Here is a 21233-nt window from a genome sequence, read left to right as displayed (position 1 = left end):
GCACGGGGGCCGCGGACGCCCCGCCCGGGATCGCGCCGGGGGGCGGTCGGCCTCGGCCGGGGGGCGGTGGGCCTCGGCCCGGGGCGGTCGGCCTCGGCCGGACGCGGGCCGACCGGCGTCGGGCATGAACCCCTGCCGTCGGATTGATCCTCGTCGTCGATCGGTCGTAGTCGTAACAAGACCGGACCGCGCAGATTTCGGGAAGACCGCATCGGGCCTCTACCGTTCGTACGATGAGCGCCCCACCGACCACCTCGCGGGGACCGCGCCGGTTCGGCCGGCCGAGGCGGGTCTTCTCACAGGTCCTCCTGATGCAGCTGGCTGTCATCACCGGCGTCGCCGTTCTCGCCACCGGGCTCTTTCTGGCGCCGCTCAGTGCGCAACTCGACGATCAGGCCATGCGACGCGCCCTGGCCATCGCGCAGAGCACGGCGGCGCAGCCGCAGATCGCCGAGTCCCTGCTCACCACCGGGGCGAGTCCGCATGGTCCCGTCCAGGTCGCGGCCGAAAGGATCCGGCGATCGACCGGCGCCGAGTACGTCGTGATCATGGACGTACACGGAGTGCGCTGGTCCCACACCGACACCTCCCGCATCGGTGGCGTCGTCTCGACCGACCCCAGCACCGCGCTCGCCGGCAGGTCCGTGATGGAGATCGACAACGGCACGCTCGGCCGGTCCGCCCGCGGCAAGGTGCCGCTGCGCGACGGATCGGACCGAGTCATCGGGGCCGTCTCGGTCGGCATCGCGTACGACAGCGTCCGCGCCCGGCTGCTCTCCGTGATCCCCGTGCTCCTGGCCTACGCGGGCGGGGCACTGGCCGTGGGCGCCCTGGCGGCGTATCTGATCTCCCGCCGCCTCCAACGGCAGACCCACGATCTGGCGTTCTCCGACATCTCCGCGCTGCTGACGGAACGCGAAGCCATGCTGCACAGCATCCGTGAGGGCGTCGTCGCGCTGGACCGAACCGGGCACATCAGGCTCCTCAACGACGAGGCCGAACGTCTGCTCGGCCTCGGCCCGGACGCCACCGGCAGGACGCCCGAAGAAGCCCTCGGTCCGGGCCGGACGGCCGACGTGCTGGCGGGGAAGGTCGTCGGCGACGATCTGGTGACCGTACGCGGCAGCCGTGTGCTCCTCGCCAACCGGATGCCGACCGACGACGGCGGCGCCGTCGCCACCCTGCGCGACCGTACCGAGCTGGAGCACCTCGGCCGTGAACTCGACTCCACCCACGGCCTGATCGACGCGCTCCGCGCTCAGGACCACGAGCACGCGAACCGTCTGCACACCCTCCTGGGGCTCCTGGAGCTGGAGATGCACGAGGACGCGATGGATTTCGTCACGGAGGTCGTCGGCGTCCACAGGGCCACGGCCGAACAGGTCACCGAGAAGGTGCACGACTCTCTGCTGGCCTCGCTCCTGGTCGGCAAGGCCGCCGTCGCCGCGGAGCGGGGTGTGGCCCTGCGGATGGTGCCGGGGTCACTGCTGCCGGACCGGCTGGTGGATCCGCGCGGTCTGGTCACCGCCCTCGGCAATCTCGTGGACAACGCCTTGGACGCGGCCGCGGGGTCCGCCGACGCCCGGATCGATGTCGGCCTGCATGCCGAGGGGCGTACGGCGGTACTGCGGGTGCACGACAGCGGGCCGGGTGTGGCCGCGGAGGACCGGGACTCCATCTTCACCGAGGGCTGGTCGACCAAGGAGGTTCCGGCCCACGGCAAGCGCGGACTCGGACTGCCCCTCGTACGCCGCTTCGCTGAGCGACAGGGCGGCAGCGTCTCCGTGGCGAGGTCGGACGAAGGCGGAGGCGCGGTGTTCACCGTCGTCCTCCCCGAGGCACTCCGCGAAACGCCGACAGGATCGGAACCCGGTCCGGAGGAAGCAACGGCCGGACGGGAACGGCCGGGTGTCCGCCCGGACGGCCCGTCGGCCCACGCGCCGTCCGCGAACAGCGGGGAAGCCCTGTGATCGAGGTCCTCGTCGTGGACGACGACAAACGGGTGGCCCGCGTCAACGCGGCCTATACCGCCAAGGTGCCCGGCTTCCACGTGGCCGCCGTGGCGCATTCCGCGGCCGAGGCCCTCGCACGCGTCGGGGAAACGCCCCCCGACCTCATCCTGCTCGACCACTACCTTCCGGACCGCAACGGCCTCGCCGTGGTGCGGGAGTTGCGCGAGCGGGGCCACCAGTCCGACGTCATCATGGTGACGGCGGCCCGCGACGTCGCCACCGTCCAGGCGGCCATGCGCCACGGTGCCCTCCAATATCTGGTGAAACCGTTCGCGTACGCCGGGCTCCGCACCAAACTGGAGGCGTACGCCGCGCTGCGCCACACCTTCGAGAGCGGCGGCGAGGCCGGGCAGACCGAGGTGGACCGCTTGTTCGGCGCTCTGTGGGCCCCGGGCGAACCAGGCCTGCCGAAGGGACATTCACCGACGACCGCCGAGCTCGTCCGCCAGTCCCTCCGCTCGGCCGACGGACCTCTCTCCGCTCAGGAGATCGCGGACAGCGCAGGCCTGAGCAGGCAGACAGCCCAGCGCTACCTCAAACTGCTGGAACGCACCGGGCGGGTCAGGCTGTCCCTGCGGTACGGCGAGACAGGCCGCCCCGAGCACCGGTACACGTGGGCCGCGGACGACTGAGCCCCGCCTCGCCCGCCGGACGCGTCGGCCGCGCAGGCCACGTCGGCACGACGGACGCGTCGGCACGACGGACGCCCGAGGTCTGCGCGGCCGCTCCCGGCAGTCCGGCCGAGCGCGTGGCCCAACGGACGGCACAGCCGGTGTGCGCAGCCCGGCCGGGCTGCGCACACCGGGTGAGGAGGAGGGCCCCGGTCAACGGTGCACGGTGAAACAGGGACATTACCGGCGCCCTGTCCGCCCACAGGCCGGTCACGTGGGCGGCTGCTGCGGCTCGGGGCCCCTCGTACCGACAGCGCCCCGGCGCAGCGTCCGCGTCACGGGACGAAGAAGCGGCCCCGCTCCCACCGGCCGATGCGAGCGGCCGATGCGAGCGGCCGCGGTCGGTGAACACGTAGGACGCGGTCAGAGCAGGCCGGGCATAGGCCGGCCGGACCTGAGCACCACGTCGCACCAGGCGAGGTCTACGCCGCCCCCGCCCCGGTGAGCGCCCGGACCTCCGTCTCCGCGTGCTTCGCCGTGTCCGGAGGTTCGGGGGAGGTGATGGTGCCGATCCAGCCCGCCAGGAATCCGGCCGGGATGGACACCAGTCCAGGGTTCTCCAACGGGAACACCGCGAAGTCCATACCGGGGAAGAGCGACGTGGGCCCTCCGCTGACGACCGGCGAGAGCAGCACGAGCAGGATCGCGGGGACCAGACCTCCGTACACCGCCCAGACCGCTCCCCGGGTGGTGAAGTTCCGCCAGAACAGCGAGTAGAGCAACGCCGGGAGGTTGGCCGAAGCGGCGACCGCGAAGGCAAGCCCCACGAGGAAGGCGACGTTCAGGTTCTGCGCGAGGAGACCGAGTGCGATGGCCACCACCCCGACGCCGGCCGCCGCCACCCTTGCCACGGCGACCTCACTGCGCTGCTTGGCGCCCGGCCGCCGGAAGGAGGCGTAGAGATCATGGGCGACGGAGGCGGAGGAAGCGAGGGTGATACCCGCGACGACGGCCAGAATCGTGGCGAAGGCGATCGCGGCCACCACGGCGAAGAGCACCGTGCCTCCCGTCGAGCCCTCCCCGCCTCCCAGGACGAGCGCCAGCAGCGGAACCGCCGTGTTGCCGGAGGCGTTCGACGCACGCACATCGGCCGAACCCACGAGCGCGGCAGCTCCGAAGCCCAGGACGATCGTCATCAGGTAGAAGCTGCCGATCAGTCCGATGGACCAGACGACGGATCGACGGGCCGCGCGCGCCGTCGGCACCGTGTAGAAGCGCGACAGGATGTGCGGCAGACCGGCCGTTCCGAGGACGAGTGCCAGGCCGAGGCTGATGAAGTCGAAGCGCGCGGTCCAACTGCCTCCGTACCTGAGCCCCGGCGCGAGGAAGTCCTTGCCGTGACCACTGCGGTCGGCGGCGGTGGTGAGGAGGGCGTTGAAGTCCCCTCGGAAGTGCAGGAGGACGAGGACCGTGAGAGCGACGGCCCCGGCCATGAGCAGGACGGCCTTGACGATCTGGATCCAGGTCGTCGCACGCATACCGCCGAGGGACACGTAGATCACCATGAGTGCTCCGACGCCGACCACCGTCCAGGACCGGGCGGTGTCGCTCGTGCCCCCCAGAAGCAGCGCGACGAGGCTTCCCGCGCCCACCATCTGCGCCACGAGGTACAGCACCGAGACGGTGACGGACGACGTCCCCACCGCCGTACGCACGGGGCGCTCCGCCATGCGGGCGGCGACCACGTCCGCGAGCGTGAAACGCCCGCAGTTGCGCACGAGTTCCGCGACCAGGAGCAGCACGACCAGCCAGGCCACGAGGAAGCCCACCGAATAGAGCATGCCGTCGTAGCCGAAGAGCGCGATCAGTCCGGAGATGCCGAGGAAGGACGCGGCGGACATGTAGTCCCCTGCGATGGCGAACCCGTTCTCCATGGGTGAGAACAGTCGGCCCCCGGCGTAGAACTCCTCCGCGGAGCCCTGCCGGTTCCGGCTCACCCAGGTCGTGATGCCGAGCGTGACGGCGATGAACACGCTGAACAGCAGCAGTGCCAGCGTCTGGTGGTTCCCGCTCACCGGCTGATCCCTCTTGTCATCTCCTGGGTCTCCCAACGCAGTTCCAACGCCGCCCGGTCACGGTGCAACCGCGCGTGACGCGCATACGCCCAGGTGAGGAGGAAGGTCGTCAGGAACTGCCCCAGACCTGCCAGCATCGCCACGTTGAGCACCCCGGCCACAGGGCGCGCCATCAGGCCATGAGCCGTGGTGGCCGCGATGACGTACGCGAGGTACCAGAGCAGGAACGCGGCAGCCGCCGGAACGACGAACCGCCTGTAACGGCGACGCACTTCGCGAAAGGCCGGACTGTTCTGCACTTCCAGATAGATGTCGGCCGCGCTGTACTCCTGTCGTGCCCCCGCATGGGACCAGCCGTCCCCGGCCGCGCTGCCTCCCGCGCCGTCCGGCTCGCCCCACCCGGCAGCCGGCGCCTCGTACCACGGGTCGTCGAGCCGCAGTCCTGCGGCGTCCGGCCCAGCTTCCTTCTCCACCGACAACTCCCTTGTCCACGTGCCTTTTCGGCCGCGTAGCCAAGAATGGGCAGATCGGGAAGATCCCGGGCACTTCATTCGTGGTGCTTCACCATTTCAGGTGACGGAAGTCCCGGGCGGGTGTGCGATCCCCCTTCCGTAGGCATAGCGCACGGCTCCTGTCCTGTCGCGCGCTCCCGTCTTGGCGAAGAGGTTGTTGATGTGCGTCTTCACCGTGGCGCGCGAGATGTGGAGCGTGCGGGCGATCTCCGCGTTGGAGAGTCCGTCCGCGATGAGGATCAGCACCTCGGCCTCGCGGGGCGTGATCCCGTCGGGCAGTTCGGCCGGGGCGGGGGAACCCGACAGGACTGCCTGCGCGGTGACCCGCTCGAGCAGCCTGCGCTGCACCTTCGGTGACAGCCCCGCCTCACCCGACAGCACCGCCGAGATGGCCTGCGCGATCTCCTCGCCACGGGCGTCCTTGGTCAGATAGCCGCGAGCACCCGCCTGCAGAGCCGTGAACAGCGAGTCGTCGTCGGCGAAGGTCGTGAGGACGACCACCTGGGTACGCGGATGCTCACGCCGGATCCGACGAGTCGCCTCGACCCCATCGCATCTCGGCATGCGGAGATCCATCAGGACCACGTCGGGCGCCTTCTCCTCGACGAGGGCGAGTGCTTCCTCCCCGTCCTTGGCCGCTCCCACGACCTCGATACCCGGCAGCAGTCCCAGCAGCATGACAATGCCCTCGCGGACCACCGACTGGTCGTCGGCGACCACCACCCGCGCGGTCACGCGGGCACCCGCAGACTCACCACGAATCCCTCCTCGTCCGGTCTTGCCTCCAGGGTGCCGCCGAGCAGTTCGGCGCGCTCTCTCATCCCGAGAAGACCGTAGCCGGACCCACTGTCAGCGAGCTCCGCGCCGGGACGGTTGCCCCCGGCGTCCCGAACCTCCAGTGCCACGGACTCCGGCCCGTACTCAAGGCGAACGAACACGGCGGCCCCTGGGGCGTGCTTCCGGGTGTTCGTCACCGCCTCCTGGGCGACCCTGCGAACCGTCTGCGACGCCTCTGCGGACAGTTCCCTGCGCTCCCCCGCCACGGATAGCTCGGCCGGCTCGCCGGCTACCAGTTGTCTCAGGAACTCCTCCACCGGAGTCATCTCCCCGCGCAGCGCGGAAAGCGCCTGACGCGTCTCGGCAAGGCCCTCACGCGCCATGGCCCGCGCGGCCACCACCCTCTCCAGCACCTGATCACGGAACGGCCCGGCAGGCTCCCGCTCGATCAGCAGCCTGGCCGCCTCCAGATGCACCAGTTGCGCGGAGAGGCTGTGGGCGAGTACGTCGTGGATCTCGCGGGCGATCCTGGATCTCTCCGCCAGCGCCGCCGTCCCTGCCTCAGCTTCGCGGGCGGCCCGCTCCTGGGCGAGGAGCCGCTGGGAACTGCCACGGGCCTCGGCGTCGAGTCGCAGCACGTACCCGCCCAGGCAGAGGCTGCCCGTGGTGATGGCGGTGGTCATCCAGCCGTCCTGTTTCACGACGGCATAGGCGACGAGCGCCACCGCTGTCAGGGGTACCCCGGCCGACAGCGGGAGGCGTTCCAGTGCGATCACGGCGCAGCCGCACCACAGCGCCACCGCGAGCGCGCCCGCACCGGCCTCCAGAGCACCGAACGCCACCGCCACCAGCAACACCAGCAGGCCGAGAGACGGCCACAGCCGATGCTCCCTGGTGGTACGGAAATACGCTCTGGCGGCCATGGCACAGCCGGCTGTCAGCACCAGACCGATCGCGATCTGCCAGAGCGCGAACCGGCCGTCCGAGAAGGCGGACCAGAGCAGACCGATCAGCACCGCGCTCCACACGAACCGCGCGATCGCTACCCGGCTGCGAGCCTGAGGCGCACGGGTGAGAGCTTCTCTCGACGGCCAGCTCGTCCACGTACTCCGCATCACGCGCGGCCCTTCCCCATGCTCTGCGCGGGCGTCGGCGGCATGACGCCCGCAGCGACACCGACTGCGACACCGTACTGCTCGCGCAGTTCCCGGGCCCGCAGGACCAGCACGCCACTACGGGCGAGCAGCATCGCCGCCAGCGACACGAGAAGGGCCGCCGTGCCCTGATGTATGCCGAGGGCGAGGGTGACGGCAGCCAGAGAGACGCGCAGGCCCATTCCCGCGGCCCATACGAAGAAGGTGGCCTTGGTCCCCTGGCTCCAGACCGACGCGTCGGGCTCCTGCCACAGCCGGGCGGTCCAGCCCCATCCCGCGCCCGTGACCAGCCCCACCAGCAGACCCGCACCGAGCATGGCACCGGACATGGCTTCGTGACGAGGGTCGAGAACACCGTCGTTCTTCAGGGCGACGAGCGTCAGAACGGCCGGCAGCAGCCACCAGCGCCTCTCGTCACCGACTCGCTGCGCGGAGAACTGGCGCACGACGAGAAGCGCGACGACCGCGCAGATCACCAGAATGTCGAAGAGCCCTGACACGGCTGCCTCCGGGAGATGTGAAGAAGTGTTGTCTTCGACGCTACGGAGGCTCGGTGATCATGGGATCGGCCCAGGGGTTGACCGTGGGTGGAGAAGTAATCTCCACCCACGGGTGGAGAAGGTCAGACGTCGATGCGCGAGCGGTCCAGCGTGGCCGCCGAGCTCGTGATGAACTCCTTGCGCGGCGCGACCTCGTTGCCCATCAGCAGGTCGAAGACCTGCTCGGACGATTCCAGATCCCCGATGTTGATGCGCCGCAGAGTGCGGTGGCGCGGGTCCATCGTGGTCTCCGCGAGCTGGTCCGCGTCCATCTCGCCGAGACCCTTGTACCGCTGGATCGATTCCTTGATCCGGACGTTCTTCCGCTGCAGTTCCAGCAGCGTCTGGCGGAGTTCGTTGTCGGAGTACGTGTAGATGTACTTGTCCTGGCCCTTCTTGGGCTGGACCAGCTCGATCCGGTGCAGCGGCGGCACCGCCGCGAAGACCCGCCCCGCCTCGACCATGGGCCGCATGTAGCGCTGGAAGAGCGTGAGCAGCAGGGTGCGGATGTGCGATCCGTCGACGTCGGCGTCCGTCATCATGATCACCTTGCCGTAGCGCGCGGCGTCGATGTCGAACGTACGGCCGGATCCAGCTCCTATGACCTGGATGATGGCACCGCACTCGGCGTTCTTGAGCATGTCCGAGACGGACGACTTCTGGACGTTGAGGATCTTTCCTCGGATGGGCAGCAGGGCCTGGAACTCGCTGTTGCGGGCCAGCTTCGCGGTGCCGAGCGCCGAGTCGCCCTCGACGATGAAGAGCTCGCTGCGCTCCACGTCGTCGCTGCGGCAGTCGGCGAGCTTCGCCGGCAGCGACGACGACTCGAGCGCCGTCTTGCGGCGCTGCGCGTCCTTGTGCTGGCGGGCGGCGATGCGTGTGCGTGCCGCGGCCACGGCCTTGTCCAGGACCGCCCTGGCCTGGGCCTTGGCGTCCCGCTTCGTGGACGTCAGGAAGGCCTTGAGCTCCTTGGCGACGACGTTGGCGACGATGCGGTTGGCCGCGGAGGTGCCCAGTACCTCCTTGGTCTGGCCCTCGAACTGCGGTTCCGCGAGACGCACGGTCACGACCGCCGTGAGGCCTTCGAGGGCGTCGTCCTTGACGACGTCGTCCTCGGCGACGCGGAGCAGCTTGGCGGAGCGCAGCGCCTCGTTGACCGTCCGTGTCAGTGAGCGTTCGAAGCCGGACACATGGGTGCCGCCCTTGGGGGTGGCGATGATGTTGACGAACGACTTCACGTTGGTTTCGTAGCCGGTTCCCCAGCGGAGGGCGATGTCCACACCCAGTTCGCGGGTGACCTCCGTCGCGGTCATGTGCCCCCGGTCGTCGAGCACGGGCACGGTCTCCTTGAACGTGCCCGTCCCGCTCAGCCGCTGCACGTCGCAGACGGCCTTGTCCTGGGCCAGGTACTCGCAGAACTCGCTGATCCCGCCGTCGAAGCGGAAGGTCTCCTCCGTCTTGCCCTCACCGTCGATGCCCCGCTCGTCGCGTACGACGATGGTGAGGCCGGGGACGAGGAAGGCGGTCTGGCGTGCCCGCTGGTACAGCGTCTCGAGGTTGAGCTTGGCGTCCTTGAGGAAGATCTGGCGGTCGGCCCAGTACCGCACACGGGTGCCGGTACGCGCCTTGGGCACCCGCTTGCCCTTGCGGAGGCCGTTGGAGGGGTCGAAGGGGCTGTCGGGGCCCTGCTCGGTGAACATGCCCGGGACCCCGCGCCGGAAACTGATGGAGTGGGTCGCGCTGTTGCGGTCGACCTCGACGTCGAGCCGGGCGGAGAGCGCGTTCACGACGGATGCGCCCACGCCGTGCAGGCCGCCCGAGGCCGCGTAGGAGCCGCCGCCGAACTTGCCACCGGCGTGCAGCTTGGTCATGACGACCTCGATGCCGGAGAGGCCCGTCTTCGGCTCGACGTCCACGGGAATCCCGCGGCCGTTGTCGCGCACCTCGACGGAGGCGTCGTCGTGGAGAATGACCTCGATGGAGTCGCAGTAGCCGCCCAGGGCCTCGTCCACCGAGTTGTCGATGATCTCCCAGAGGCAGTGCATGAGTCCGCGGCTGTCCGTGGACCCGATGTACATTCCGGGGCGCTTGCGAACAGCTTCGAGCCCTTCGAGGACGAGAAGGTGCCGCGCGGTGTAGTTGGAGCTGTCCCTGTCTGCGCCGCCTGCTCCGGTCAGCAGCGCAGTGGACGGCACGGAATCGGCGGTCACGCGGTTCGCTCCTCGCTGAATTTCATTCGGGGGCCCGGTGGGGTCGGGCTCGGCCTCGGTAGCCGCTGAGAGCCTACCGAGGCCTGGTAGAGCGGTTGTAACGCCACCCACGGGGAATCCTTATGCTAGTCCAGCCTCGCATAGACGTTCGATCACTCGTCGGAGTGACGCGCACATCACGTTCCCTTCGAGGCATGAACCATTTAGGCTCCGGGCACGTCCTCATGAACAACCGGCACGCCAGCCGGCGGACCGGCCCACACAAGCAACGCGAAACCGTAGCGCTACGCAATACGGCACATTCGCCGCCAACCGGCGACAGACAGCCATCCCGAGAAGAAGTTTCGAAGAAATGCCACGAGCGGGAACGTTTTCGGCCTGGTTGGATGTTGACCCTGGTACGACAGCTCGTCGAGCTAGAGAAGAGGCGACGTGACTACTGTTCTGACCCCCGCGAGCCCGCTGACCGCAGCAGACCGCTGTGACCGTTGCGGCGCCCAGGCATATCTGCGCGTCGTCCTGATCAGCGGCGGTGAACTGCTCTTCTGCGCCCACCACGGTCGCAAGTTCGAGCCGGAACTCAAGAAGATCGCCGCGGAAATACAGGATGAGACGGACCGGCTCACTGCCGTGCAGGCCAGTTCCGCCGACGAGGAACAACACTGACACCTCGCATCCACGACGAGCCATGGGTTCGGTCCAGGACCGGCCGACGGGCGGCCTCCCAGCAGGGAGGCCGCCCGTTCTCATGTGCCGCGACGCCATCGGCCGGCTCCGGCCGTCGGACCGGTCAGCTCCGGCCGGCCATCCACCGGATCGCCGACGAGACACGGGTGTACACACCGGGGCTTCCAGGGCTCCCGCAGCCACTCCCCCAGGAGACGAGCCCGACAAGGCGCCCACGGGCCACCAGCGGCCCTCCACTGTCCCCCTGGCACGCGTCCCGCCCCCCGGTGGTTTCACCGGCGCAGAGCATCGATGAGGCGTCGTACGTGCCCCTTGTGCCGCCGGGGTAGGCCCGGGCACAGTCGCCGTCCGGCAGCACCCGCACCGAAGCGACGCGCAGCCTGGCCGCGTAGGTGCCGTATCCCGTCGTGTCGCCCCAGCCGTACACCTGCGCGGCCGTACCGGGCTCGTATGCCGCACTCCCCGCTCGCGCCATCGGGATGACGCTGCTCGCCGGGAGCGCCCGGGCCAGAGTGACCACCGCGAGGTCGCCGGCGTTCGTACGGGGGTCGTACGCCGGATTGGCCCATGCGGACCGCACCGGGATCTCCTGACCACCCGATCCGCCCAGTTCGTCCCGTCCGGCGATGATCCGCAGATCGCCGACGTCGGAGACATCCGCCCCGAGGACGTCCTGCCGCAGGCAGTGGGCCGCGGTCATGACCTGCGTGGGTGCGATCACCACACCCCCGCAGAACTGGCCCGCACGGGTTCCCCCGAATCGGGCACGGCTCGACAGGGCCACCACCCACGGGCTGTCCGCGACCGCGGCCGGCTTGCCACCGATGATGATGCTGTCGGCCACCGCTTCGGGCGGGGGGCCGAGCGGTATGACGGCGGTGGCTATCGCCAGGGTGCAGGCCGCGGGCAGGACACGGGCGAGGACGCGGGGCATGAAGACTCCTTACGCCGAGGTGATCAGTGTCCACTCAGCGTGATGCCCATCCCCGCGAGCCGCACGCGGACACCCACACAGGCCGCACACGGACGAGGGCCGGGGCCCGGAACCAGTCCTGGTTCCGGGCCCCGGCCCTCGTCCGTACTCGACGCGGCCTAGTCGAGGTAGTCCCGCAGCACCTGCGAGCGCGACGGGTGGCGAAGCTTCGACATCGTCTTCGACTCGATCTGCCGGATGCGCTCGCGCGTCACCCCGTAGACCTTTCCGATCTCGTCCAGGGTCTTCGGCTGGCCGTCGGTGAGACCGAAGCGCATCGACACGACACCGGCCTCACGCTCGGAGAGCGTGTCGAGCACGGAGTGCAGCTGCTCCTGGAGCAGCGTGAAGCTCACCGCGTCGGCCGGCACGACGGCCTCGGAGTCCTCGATCAGGTCACCGAACTCGCTGTCCCCGTCCTCACCCAGCGGGGTGTGGAGGGAAATCGGCTCACGACCGTACTTCTGGACCTCGATGACCTTCTCAGGGGTCATGTCGAGTTCCTTGGCCAGCTCCTCCGGCGTGGGCTCGCGGCCCAGGTCCTGGAGCATCTGGCGCTGCACGCGTGCGAGCTTGTTGATGACCTCGACCATGTGCACCGGGATACGGATGGTGCGGGCCTGGTCGGCCATGGCCCGGGTGATCGCCTGACGGATCCACCAGGTGGCGTACGTGGAGAACTTGTAGCCCTTGGTGTAGTCGAACTTCTCCACCGCGCGGATCAGGCCGAGGTTGCCCTCCTGGATGAGGTCCAGGAAGAGCATGCCGCGGCCCGTGTAGCGCTTGGCCAGCGAGACCACGAGACGGAGGTTGGCCTCCAGCAGGTGGTTCTTGGCCCGGCGGCCGTCCTCGGCGATGATCTCCAGCTCACGCTTCAGCTTCGGTGCGAGCTTGTCGGAGTTGGCGAGCTTGTCCTCGGCGAACAGGCCGGCCTCGATGCGCTTGGCGAGCTCGACCTCCTGCTCGGCGTTGAGGAGGGGGACCTTCCCGATCTGCTTCAGGTAGTCCTTGACCGGGTCGGCCGTGGCGCCGGCGACGGCGACCTGCTGCGCAGGCGCGTCGTCCTCGTCGTCGTCGGAGAGGACGAAGCCCTTGTTCTCGCCCTCGCCCTCCTCTTCCTCACCCTTGCCGGCCTTGACTTCCTCGGCCGCCTCATCGCCGTCGAGCAGTTCGTCGTCCTGCTTGCCGGACTTCTTCGCGGCGGTCTTCTTCGCCGCGGTCTTCTTGGTGGCGGTCTTCTTGGCAACCGTCTTCTTGGCTGCCGTCTTCTTCGCAGGAGCGGCAACGGCAGCGTCATCCGCTGCGACGTCCGCGCTCTCGGCCGCCGGGGCGGCGGACGCCGCGACGGTCCGTGTCACGGTCGTCTTGGCGGCGACTGTCTTGGCGGCGGTGCGCTTGACCGGGCTCTTCGCTGCGACGCTCTTGCGGGCGCGCTTAGGCGACTCCGCGGCACTGACCATCAGCGTCACACCCTCTTCCTCGAGGATCTGGTTGAGGCTGCGCAGAACGTTCTTCCACTGGGTTGGCGGAATCTGGTCAGCCTCGAAGGCCCGACGCACGTCGTCGCCGGCGATCTGCCCATCAGCCTTTCCCCGCTCGATGAGCGCCATCACAGACTCGGACTCGGCGATCTCCGGCGGGAGCGTACGGGATGTGCTGGCCGACACGAACAACCTCTCGGAACGATGGAAACGGCTTCCGGTCCGGCCCCGAAGAGGGCTGGAACCGACGACCGGCGGCTGGGGATGTCGCCGACGGCGCGGGCTTGGCCTCAGAACTGCACAGCGCACTACGTGGCTGCTGTATTCCTTCCGCGGCGGTCACCTCTTAGGTCATCGCACTGTTTCGAGGAGTGTTACGCCCAATTCGCGTGGCCCCAGTCACACCTCATTCGCGACAAACCGAGCCAGAGGTCATATCTCCGTATAACTGTGCCGCCGAGCCGCAGCGACGCGGCGGCACACGGACCCCATACCCCGGCCCAGGCGATTCAGTGCTCGCGGGGCGCGGGAACCACCCGCTCCTGGTGCCCGACCAGCAGCTGACGCATCGCGGTCTCCGCCCCGGCGCCGTCACCCGACGCCAGAGCCTCGGCGATGCGCGCGTGATGACCGATCGACGACTCGGCGGGCCTGTCACAACCCGTGACCGGCCCGCCGGACACATGCAGCGCCGCCGACACGATGCCGGAGAGGTGTTCGAGCATGCGGTTGCCCGCCGCCTGGATGAGAAGGGAGTGGAACTCCGCATCGGCCCGGGAGAAGGTGATGGCGTCACCCTGACCCATCGCGTGCCCCATGATCTCGATCATGTCGCTCAGGCGCTGCTGGATGTCCTCGCGGCCATGTCCGGCCGCCAGCCGGGCGGCGAGTGGCTCGATGGTCCACCGGAGGTCGTCCAGTTCACGGCGCTGGTCTTCGCGCTGCGGCCCGAACGCACGCCATTCGATGATGTCCGGATCCAGCAGATTCCAGTCACTCACCGGCCGGACCCGCGTGCCCACGTTGGGCCGGGCGCTCACCAGCCCCTTGGCCTCGAGCACGCGCAGGGATTCCCTGACGACGGTGCGGGAGACCTCGAAACGCTGCCCGATCTCCTCGGGGACAAGAGGCCTGTCGGCGCCGAGATCACCCGAAACGATCATCTGGCCGAGCTGCTGGACCAGTTGACCGTGCAGCCCGCGGCCGCGGCTGGCGGCGCCGCGGCGGCCCACCCGCCCCAGTTCGGAATCGGTACCGCCCCAGGAACGCAAGGCGGCACGTTCGCCGGGCGGCGCCTCCGTGTACGGGTAGCGGTCGATTTCGCCCGAGCCGGCCAGGCCGGAGTCGGCGGAGCGGGCGGCGGTCATCATGGTATGCGCAAGGGTACTCACGCATCCTTTGTCGGCGCCGCTCAGCCACCCCTTGAGGTCTTTGCTGAAAAGCACACGAAAGGGTGATCGGCACCCACCTCTCAATTGACGCGTTATCGGTAGAAATCGAGCATTTTCAGCGGAGTTGCAGCTGAGAGGTCTCCGATGGCCGCGCAGCGATCACCAACGAGCCTTCCCACGCAGGCCGGTGAACACATATGCGCAGATCAGAGCCGACAACGAGAGTGTGAGCGCCAAGCCCACGGGTTGCGCCACAACCCTCACAGCCGCCATGACCCAACGGTCGGCTTCGTACGGCCACTGCAGCCAGGCCAGTTCGCGCAGACGCCCCGGAAGTCCCGCGATCGAACGTGCGGACGGGCCTGCGAGGAGCTTCTGCACCAGCGGCACGACCAGGACCGGTACCGCGAGAACCGCGGCGACGCCTGCCCCGGTGAGCCTGAAGACGCCCGCGGCCAGCAGTCCGGCCCAGGCGCAGCCGATCGAGAGCCCCGCCCAACTAGCCGCCATGCGAGGCGCATTGACGGGGACGGACACCAAGTCTCCCCCGTAGGCGAGCCTCAGGACCTCCGCGTTGCCCAGTACGGCGAGCAGGGCGAGCAGGAGCGCCGTCCCCGCGGAGACCGCCAGCTTGGCCGTCAGGAGGCCGAGACGGCGCGGCACCGTGCCGCGCCCCGCGGCGAGCGCCGGGTAACGGAACTCGTCACCGAAGGACAGCGCGCCGAGCAGCCCTGCAGCGAAGGCCGCCGGGGGAAGGGGGAGCAGAGGCGGCCACGCGACGAGCAGATCGGAGAGAGGCGCCTTTCCGGACCGGGCCAGCACCACGGAGAGACCCGCCGAGACCACGAGCGCGGCAGCCATGATCATGACGGTGGTCCTGACTCCGAAGAGGCGCCGCAGTTCGTAGCGCAGGGGCCGCAGCGGACCGCGCGCCGGCCGCACCGGGATCGGAGGGGGCAGTTCCGAGATCGCCACCGCCGAGGCGGGCCCGGGGGGAACGATCCTCGGCGCTCCCCCGGGCCGCCCCTGTCCGGGGACCGCGACGGGGCCCGCGTCACCGGTCTCGTCGGCGAGTTGGTGCACGGGGACGCCGTGCCGGTACGCCGCGTCCCCGACCTCCGCGCAACTGCTGCCGTACACCGACAGCCGGCTGCCTCCCTCGGCCACGACCTCGACCGAACGCCGGGAGGCCCGCGCCTCCCTGCTCATCGCCGCCGCCAGCCTCGCCGCGTGGGGGGTCCGTACGGCGACACGTGGACGGAGACGGGTGCGGGAGAAATCCGCGACGTCCTGATCCGCGACGAGCCGGCCGTCGTCGATGGTGACGACCCGGTCGGCGGCCCGGGCGGCCTCCTTGGGATCACTCGTCGTGTGCAGCACCGTGCCCCCTTCGGCCGCGTGCGCGCGCAGCAGCCCGTGGAGCCAGCTCCTTTCACGTGGCGAGAGACCTTTGGACGGCTCGTCCAGTACAAGGGTGTGCGGGTCGCCGAGCAGGGCCGAGGCGAGGCCGAGGCGACGGTCCATCCCGGCCGAGAGAGTGCCGATGCGCTGGTCGCCCAGTCCCGCGAGCCCGACCACCTCGAGCAGTTCGTCGGCACGGGAGGCCGGAACTCCGGCTGCGGCACAGAGCATGCGGAGCTGCCCGCGTGCCGTGCGTACCGGGTGCCCCGGTACGTCTCCGAGGAGTACCCCGACCTCGCGGGCGGGATGGCCGATGCGATGCAGCGGCCGGCCCCTGAAGTAGGTGACGCCACGCCCCGCTTGGAGTTCGAGCATCAGACGGAGAGCGGTGGACTTCCCGGACCCGGGAGCACCGAGCAGGGCGGTGACACGGCCGGGTGGGGCTTCGAAGGTCAGGTCGTCCACGACGGGAGGGTTGTCGCGGCGGGGGGCACTGGTGAGTCCGATGGCCTGGAGCATCGCTTCTCTCGCTGAGGGTGAGACCGCTCGGCGGCAGGGTGGGGTACCCCAGCAAGATAACGCGACATTTCAGACTTTTGGTGCATCAATGTTTTGGTGGGCGTTCCGCGCGGCCCGCTCGGCGGACGCGTGGACCCGTGGCGCGGTCAGACCTCCGGCCTCAGCATCGGAGGGTTGAGCACCGTGGCCGCACCCGACCTGAACAGTTGTGCAGGGCGCCCGCCCTGACGCGTCGTCGTCCCTCCGGACGGAACCAGGAAGCCGGGTGTACCGGTGACCTTGCGGTGAAAGTTGCGAGGGTCCAGAACCACACCCCACACGGCCTCGTACACCCGCCGCAGCTCGCCCACCGTGAACTCGGGCGGGCAGAACGCGGTGGCGAGCGACGAATACTCGATCTTCGAGCGGGCTCGCTCCACACCGTCGTCGAGGATCCGCGCATGGTCGAAGGCCAGTGTCGCGGACTGCTCGTCGTCGGCGCCGAACACGCTCCCGGCGCCGAGGAGGTCGGCCACAGGGGCCCAGCGCGCACTGTTCGCATCGCCCCCCGCACGTGGTGCGGGCAGATCCGGCGCGAGCGCGAGATGGGCGACGCTGACGACCCGCATCCGGGGGTCACGCCCGGGATCGCCGTAGGTCGCGAGCTGTTCGAGGTGGGCGCCGTTACCGACGGCGGGTGCGGCCGGGTCGTGTGCGCAGAGTCCCGTCTCCTCGACGAGCTCACGCGCGGCCGCCGCTCCGAGATCCTCGTCGGTACGGACGAACCCGCCCGGCAGTGCCCACCTGCCCTGGAAGGGCGATTCGCCACGGCGGACCACCAAGGCGCACAAAGCGTGCCGGCGCACCGTGAGGACAACCAGATCGACGGTGACGGCGAAGGGCGGGAACGTCGACGGGTCGTAGGGCGGCATACCGAAATCATAGTCGTCTCCCTGACGATAAACACTCCCTTCGCGATGTTGGTTCGTTCCCGGATGCGGGTGCCGTGCGCGTCCCCCGCCCGGGGTGGCATCCGCGCGCCGGGGCCGGTCACCGTCACTCCCGGCAACGCCGTCTCAGCCCCCGTCCGCGGCGCTCTCGGTGCCGTACCTGCCGCCCCTCCGGGCGTCGCGGACCGCGCGTCGGCCTCCCGACCCGTCGGGCCGGGGTCCCCTGCCCGACGCGTTCGGCCGAGGGCCGGAGCCCGATGGGCGCCTGCCGTCCCGGACCCGTCCCTGCTGCGGGGCAGGGGGGCACGCGGGATCGCGCTTCTCGGACGGAGCGGGAGCGCACGAGGGCTTTGGCCCCTGCTTCGGAACCGCGGCACACCTGCGCTCGCGTTCCGGGCGGGATCCAGGAGGCCGTGTGGCGTCCGGGTCCGGGGTGCTCTTCGCGACGTCACCGTCCCGCAGCTCCCGCTCACCGCGCAGACAACGGCGAAGCGTCTCCGGATCCAGACCCTGGTTGCACGCCTGATGCAGCAGCTGCGCGAAGGTGTAGTCGGGGTCCGCCCGCAGCGCGAGCCCGAGGGCCACCCTGGCGGACGCCTCGTCACCCGTGGACCACGAGACCCAGCCCGCCAGAGAGAGCGGAGCGGCGGAATGCTCGACGTACGGGCCCACGCAGCGACGGGCGAGCGCCCTCCACAGCCTCAGCGCGCTCTGCGCATCGCCGCCCTCCATCCACTCGGCGGCCCGGTCCCTCGTCTCACGGTCCTGCAGACCGAGGATGAGGGCCGCCGCTTCGTCCGGGCCGATCAGGCGGTCGTCCCTGTCGTCCGCGTTCGCGGGATTCCCGGCCGGCACACCGCACAGGCGGTCCATGAGCCGGCGCGCGAGCGACAGGGTCTCCCGTGCCACCTCACCCCGCCCGTCGGCGTCGAGGATCCGGGCCACCATCACGGCACCGGCCGAGTCCAGCGCGCGCTCCTGCTCCGCCGCGGCCGTAGTCCGCCAGGGCGTGAGCCCGGACTCCATGTCGCGCAGCGACCCTCGGACCTGGATGCCGGCGTACGCGGCTGCCGCGGCCATGACCGTGGTCCCCGGAAGTGCCAGCGGATTGCCCTCGGCCGGGCAGCAGCGGCGGTCGGGGCAGCAGTAGGACCAGTAGCGGCCGTCCGAGATGCACAGCGCCTCGAGCACGGGGACATCGAGCGCGCCGCAGGCGGTGCGCAGGCTCTGCGCCAGCGGCCTGAGCCGCTCCATGACCTCGGGAGCGGCCTCTCCCCCGGCCGGGTCCTGGCAGAGGAAGACGACGATGGCGTCCGGACGGGAGTCCCGCTTCTCGCTTCCCGCGATGAGGCTCTGCGCGAGCTGGGCGGCCACCGGCGCCCACTCCTGCGGATCGTGCGGGATGCCCAGCCGCAACCGGCCCCCGAAACGGCCCCGCCCGCCGTGCAGGGCGACCATGACCACGCTGTCGTTCGGATGGAATCCCATCAGGTACGGAAGGGCGTCGGCGAGTTCCGCGGGACTGCGCAGGGTGATCTCCTGCACGTCGGACGGACCGCTGGATTCGTGGTTGTCGTTCATGCCACGACCGTCCCGCGGGCCGCCGATTTCCGCGACCCCTGTGGATAACTTTGTCCACAGGCATCGCACCAGCGTTCGCGCATTGTCGTAGGCATCGGGTTGCATGGGGGCATGACCAACGCAGACCGCGCAGATCTCAGGGCCTCGGCCGATTCCGTACTCGCCCGCCTGGTCGGGGACGCCACCGGCACGGCGCGGCTGCGTGAGGACCAGTGGCGGGCGATCGAGGCCCTCGTCGCCGACAAGCGCAGAGCCCTGGTCGTGCAGCGGACGGGATGGGGCAAGTCCGCGGTCTACTTCGTCGCGACCTCCCTGCTGCGCGCGCAGGGCAGCGGACCGACCGTGATCGTCTCCCCTCTGCTCGCCCTCATGCGCAACCAGGTGGCGGCGGCCGCCAGGGCGGGCATCAGCGCCCGCACGATCAACTCGTCGAACACCGAGGAGTGGGACACGGTCCAGGCCGAGGTGGCCGCGGGCCAGGTGGACGTGCTGCTGGTCAGCCCCGAGCGGCTGAACAACCCCGACTTCCGGGACCAGGTGCTGCCGCGGCTCGCCGCCGCGACCGGCCTGCTGGTCGTCGACGAGGCGCACTGCATCTCCGACTGGGGCCACGACTTCCGGCCGGACTACCGCCGGCTGCGGACCATGCTCGCCGATCTGCCGGCGGGGGTTCCCGTGCTCGCCACGACGGCCACCGCCAACGCGCGCGTGACCGCGGACGTCGCCGAGCAGCTCGGGACCGGCGCGGGCACGGACGCGCTGGTGCTTCGCGGCCCCCTGGACAGGGAGAGCCTCAGCCTCGGTGTGCTCGAACTGCCCAACGCCGCGCACCGTCTGGCCTGGCTGGGGGACCACCTCGGGGAACTGCCCGGGTCGGGCATCATCTACACCCTGACGGTCGCCGCCGCCGAGGAGATCACCGCTTATCTCCGCCAGTGCGGACACCCGGTGACCTCGTACACCGGGAGGACCGAGAACGCCGACCGGCAGCAGGCCGAGGACGATCTGCTGGCCAACCGGGTCAAGGCGTTGGTCGCCACCTCTGCGCTCGGAATGGGTTTCGACAAACCCGACCTCGGCTTCGTCGTGCACGTCGGGTCGCCTTCCTCCCCCATCGCCTACTACCAGCAGGTGGGACGTGCGGGACGTGGTGTCGAGCACGCCGAGGTGCTGCTGCTCCCGGGCAAGGAGGACGAAGCGATCTGGCAGTACTTCGCCTCCGTCGCGTTCCCTCCCGAGGAGCAGGTTCGCCGGACCCTCGACGTCCTGGCGCAGGCCGGCCGGCCGCTCTCGCTGCCCGCCATGGAACCGCTCGTCGACCTGCGGCGCACCCGCCTGGAGACGATGCTCAAGGTCCTGGACGTCGACGGCGCCGTGAAGCGGGTCAAGGGGGGCTGGATCTCCACCGGCGAGCCGTGGATCTACGACTCCGAGCGGTACGCCTGGGTCGCGCGGCAGCGGGCCGCCGAACAACAGGCCATGCGTGACTACGCCTCGGGGACCGGGTGCCGCATGGAGTTCCTGCGACGCCAGCTGGACGACGAGGAGGCCACCGCCTGCGGCCGTTGCGACAACTGCGCGGGGGCCAGGTTCGACGACAAGGTGTCCACCGCGGCTCTGGACGGCGCGCGCGGCGAACTCGGCAGGCCCGGTGTGGAGGTGGAGCCGCGCAAGATGTGGCCGACGGGCCTCTCGGCGGTGGGCGTCGATCTCAAGGGCCGCATTCCGGCGGGCGAGACGGTCCTGCCGGGGCGGGCACTCGGCCGGCTCTCCGACATCGGCTGGGGCAACAGGCTCCGCCCGATGCTCGCGGCGCAAGCGCAGGACGTCCCGGTCCCCGACGACGTGTCGGCCGCGGTCGTCACGGTCATCACCGACTGGGCGAAGGGGCCCGGCGGCTGGGCTTCCGGGGCGCCGGACGCCGCCCCGCGGCCGGTCGGCGTCGTGACGGTCGCCTCCCGCCGGAGGCCACAGCTCGTCCAGTCCCTCGGCAGTCGCATCGCCGAGGTAGGCCGCATGCCGTTGCTGGGCACCGTCACCTACGCACCGGGCAGCGAGGACCTGCGGATCTCCCAGACCAACAGCGCGCAGCGGGTGAAGGCGCTGCACGAGGCCCTCGTGGTGGAGCCCGCGCTGGCGGAAGCCCTCGCGTCCGCAAGAGGCCCCGTCCTGCTCGTCGACGATGTCTCCGACACCGGATGGACCCTGGCCGTGGCCGGGCGGCTGCTCCGCCGGGCCGGAGCTGAGGGGGTGTTCCCGCTGGTCCTCGCCGTTCAGGGCTGACGTCCGCCGTCGTCCCCACCGGCCCGACAGCCGGTGTGGTGTTCCGGCCTGACCCGCGGTCCATGCCCGGCCGCTGGCTTGATCCACCGCGGAGCGGG

The 21233-nt window shown here is 70.2% G+C and carries 16 protein-coding genes; 4 read left to right on the top strand and 12 right to left on the bottom strand.

Annotation, left to right across the window (positions count from 1 at the left end):
* Nucleotides 1-233: 233 nt before the first annotated feature.
* Both OHT61_RS24400 and OHT61_RS24395 read left to right on the top strand, forming a co-directional pair.
* A complete protein-coding gene (locus OHT61_RS24400; protein ID WP_329041159.1) occupies nucleotides 234-1970 on the top strand; it encodes a sensor histidine kinase in 1737 nt (578 codons plus the stop codon).
* Nucleotides 1967-2644: a response regulator gene (locus tag OHT61_RS24395; protein WP_329041158.1), complete on the top strand. Its 678-nt coding sequence runs from the start codon at nucleotides 1967-1969 to the stop codon at nucleotides 2642-2644. Before OHT61_RS24400 ends, OHT61_RS24395 begins: the two co-directional genes overlap by 4 nt.
* Before the next feature lie 461 nt (nucleotides 2645-3105).
* On the opposite strand, the gene OHT61_RS24390 is transcribed toward OHT61_RS24395, so the two are convergent.
* The 6 genes from OHT61_RS24390 to OHT61_RS24365 all read right to left on the bottom strand — a co-directional run bounded on the left by OHT61_RS24390 (nucleotide 3106) and on the right by OHT61_RS24365 (nucleotide 9890).
* Nucleotides 3106-4698 (bottom strand): solute symporter family protein, encoded by a 1593-nt coding sequence (locus OHT61_RS24390; RefSeq protein ID WP_329041156.1) that lies wholly within the window; start codon nucleotides 4696-4698, stop codon nucleotides 3106-3108.
* On the bottom strand, nucleotides 4695-5171 hold the full coding sequence (locus OHT61_RS24385) for a DUF485 domain-containing protein (protein ID WP_329041155.1): 477 nt from the start codon (nucleotides 5169-5171) through the stop codon (nucleotides 4695-4697). Before OHT61_RS24385 ends, OHT61_RS24390 begins: the two co-directional genes overlap by 4 nt.
* 96 nt (nucleotides 5172-5267) lie before the next feature.
* Nucleotides 5268-5945, bottom strand: a complete 678-nt coding sequence (locus tag OHT61_RS24380; protein ID WP_329041154.1) for a response regulator transcription factor — start codon at nucleotides 5943-5945, stop codon at nucleotides 5268-5270.
* A complete protein-coding gene (locus tag OHT61_RS24375; RefSeq protein ID WP_329041152.1) occupies nucleotides 5942-7105 on the bottom strand; it encodes a sensor histidine kinase in 1164 nt (387 codons plus the stop codon). Before OHT61_RS24375 ends, OHT61_RS24380 begins: the two co-directional genes overlap by 4 nt.
* Nucleotides 7102-7641, bottom strand: a complete 540-nt coding sequence (locus tag OHT61_RS24370; protein WP_329041151.1) for a DUF1453 domain-containing protein — start codon at nucleotides 7639-7641, stop codon at nucleotides 7102-7104. Before OHT61_RS24370 ends, OHT61_RS24375 begins: the two co-directional genes overlap by 4 nt.
* 122 nt (nucleotides 7642-7763) lie before the next feature.
* Nucleotides 7764-9890, bottom strand: coding sequence for a DNA gyrase/topoisomerase IV subunit B (locus tag OHT61_RS24365; protein WP_329041149.1), 2127 nt, complete (start codon nucleotides 9888-9890; stop codon nucleotides 7764-7766).
* 432 nt (nucleotides 9891-10322) lie between these two features.
* Between OHT61_RS24365 and OHT61_RS24360 the strand changes: the two genes are divergently transcribed.
* Nucleotides 10323-10556: a DUF7455 domain-containing protein gene (locus OHT61_RS24360; protein WP_327113740.1), complete on the top strand. Its 234-nt coding sequence runs from the start codon at nucleotides 10323-10325 to the stop codon at nucleotides 10554-10556.
* Between the two features lie 124 nt (nucleotides 10557-10680).
* Here OHT61_RS24360 and OHT61_RS24355 read toward each other — a convergent pair whose 3' ends face one another.
* The 6 genes from OHT61_RS24355 to OHT61_RS24330 form a co-directional block, all read right to left on the bottom strand.
* Nucleotides 10681-11511, bottom strand: coding sequence for a S1 family peptidase (locus tag OHT61_RS24355; RefSeq protein WP_329041147.1), 831 nt, complete (start codon nucleotides 11509-11511; stop codon nucleotides 10681-10683).
* Between the two features lie 158 nt (nucleotides 11512-11669).
* Nucleotides 11670-13217 carry an RNA polymerase sigma factor gene (locus tag OHT61_RS24350; RefSeq protein WP_329041146.1) on the bottom strand — a complete coding sequence of 516 codons (1548 nt, stop codon included), beginning with the start codon at nucleotides 13215-13217 and terminating at the stop codon, nucleotides 11670-11672.
* A gap of 323 nt (nucleotides 13218-13540) precedes the next feature.
* Nucleotides 13541-14422, bottom strand: a complete 882-nt coding sequence (locus tag OHT61_RS24345; RefSeq protein WP_329041144.1) for a FadR/GntR family transcriptional regulator — start codon at nucleotides 14420-14422, stop codon at nucleotides 13541-13543.
* A gap of 159 nt (nucleotides 14423-14581) precedes the next feature.
* Nucleotides 14582-16342: an ABC transporter ATP-binding protein gene (locus OHT61_RS24340; protein WP_329041143.1), complete on the bottom strand. Its 1761-nt coding sequence runs from the start codon at nucleotides 16340-16342 to the stop codon at nucleotides 14582-14584.
* A gap of 146 nt (nucleotides 16343-16488) precedes the next feature.
* Complete coding sequence (locus OHT61_RS24335) at nucleotides 16489-17253, bottom strand: NUDIX hydrolase (RefSeq protein WP_329041142.1); 765 nt, start codon at nucleotides 17251-17253, stop codon at nucleotides 16489-16491.
* A gap of 144 nt (nucleotides 17254-17397) precedes the next feature.
* A complete protein-coding gene (locus OHT61_RS24330; protein ID WP_329041141.1) occupies nucleotides 17398-18852 on the bottom strand; it encodes a DUF4192 domain-containing protein in 1455 nt (484 codons plus the stop codon).
* A gap of 111 nt (nucleotides 18853-18963) precedes the next feature.
* Here OHT61_RS24330 and OHT61_RS24325 point away from each other — a divergent pair, with 111 nt between their 5' ends.
* The gene (locus OHT61_RS24325; protein ID WP_329041140.1) at nucleotides 18964-21135 is read left to right on the top strand and encodes a RecQ family ATP-dependent DNA helicase; all 2172 of its coding nucleotides are present in this window, start codon (nucleotides 18964-18966) and stop codon (nucleotides 21133-21135) included.
* Nucleotides 21136-21233 lie beyond the last annotated feature (98 nt).

Origin of the sequence: Streptomyces sp. NBC_00178, from assembly GCF_036206005.1 — a bacterium.
GTDB lineage: Bacteria > Actinomycetota > Actinomycetes > Streptomycetales > Streptomycetaceae > Streptomyces.
The sequence above is the reverse complement of the archived record's forward strand: the minus strand, read 5'-3'. Positions and strand labels throughout refer to the sequence as shown.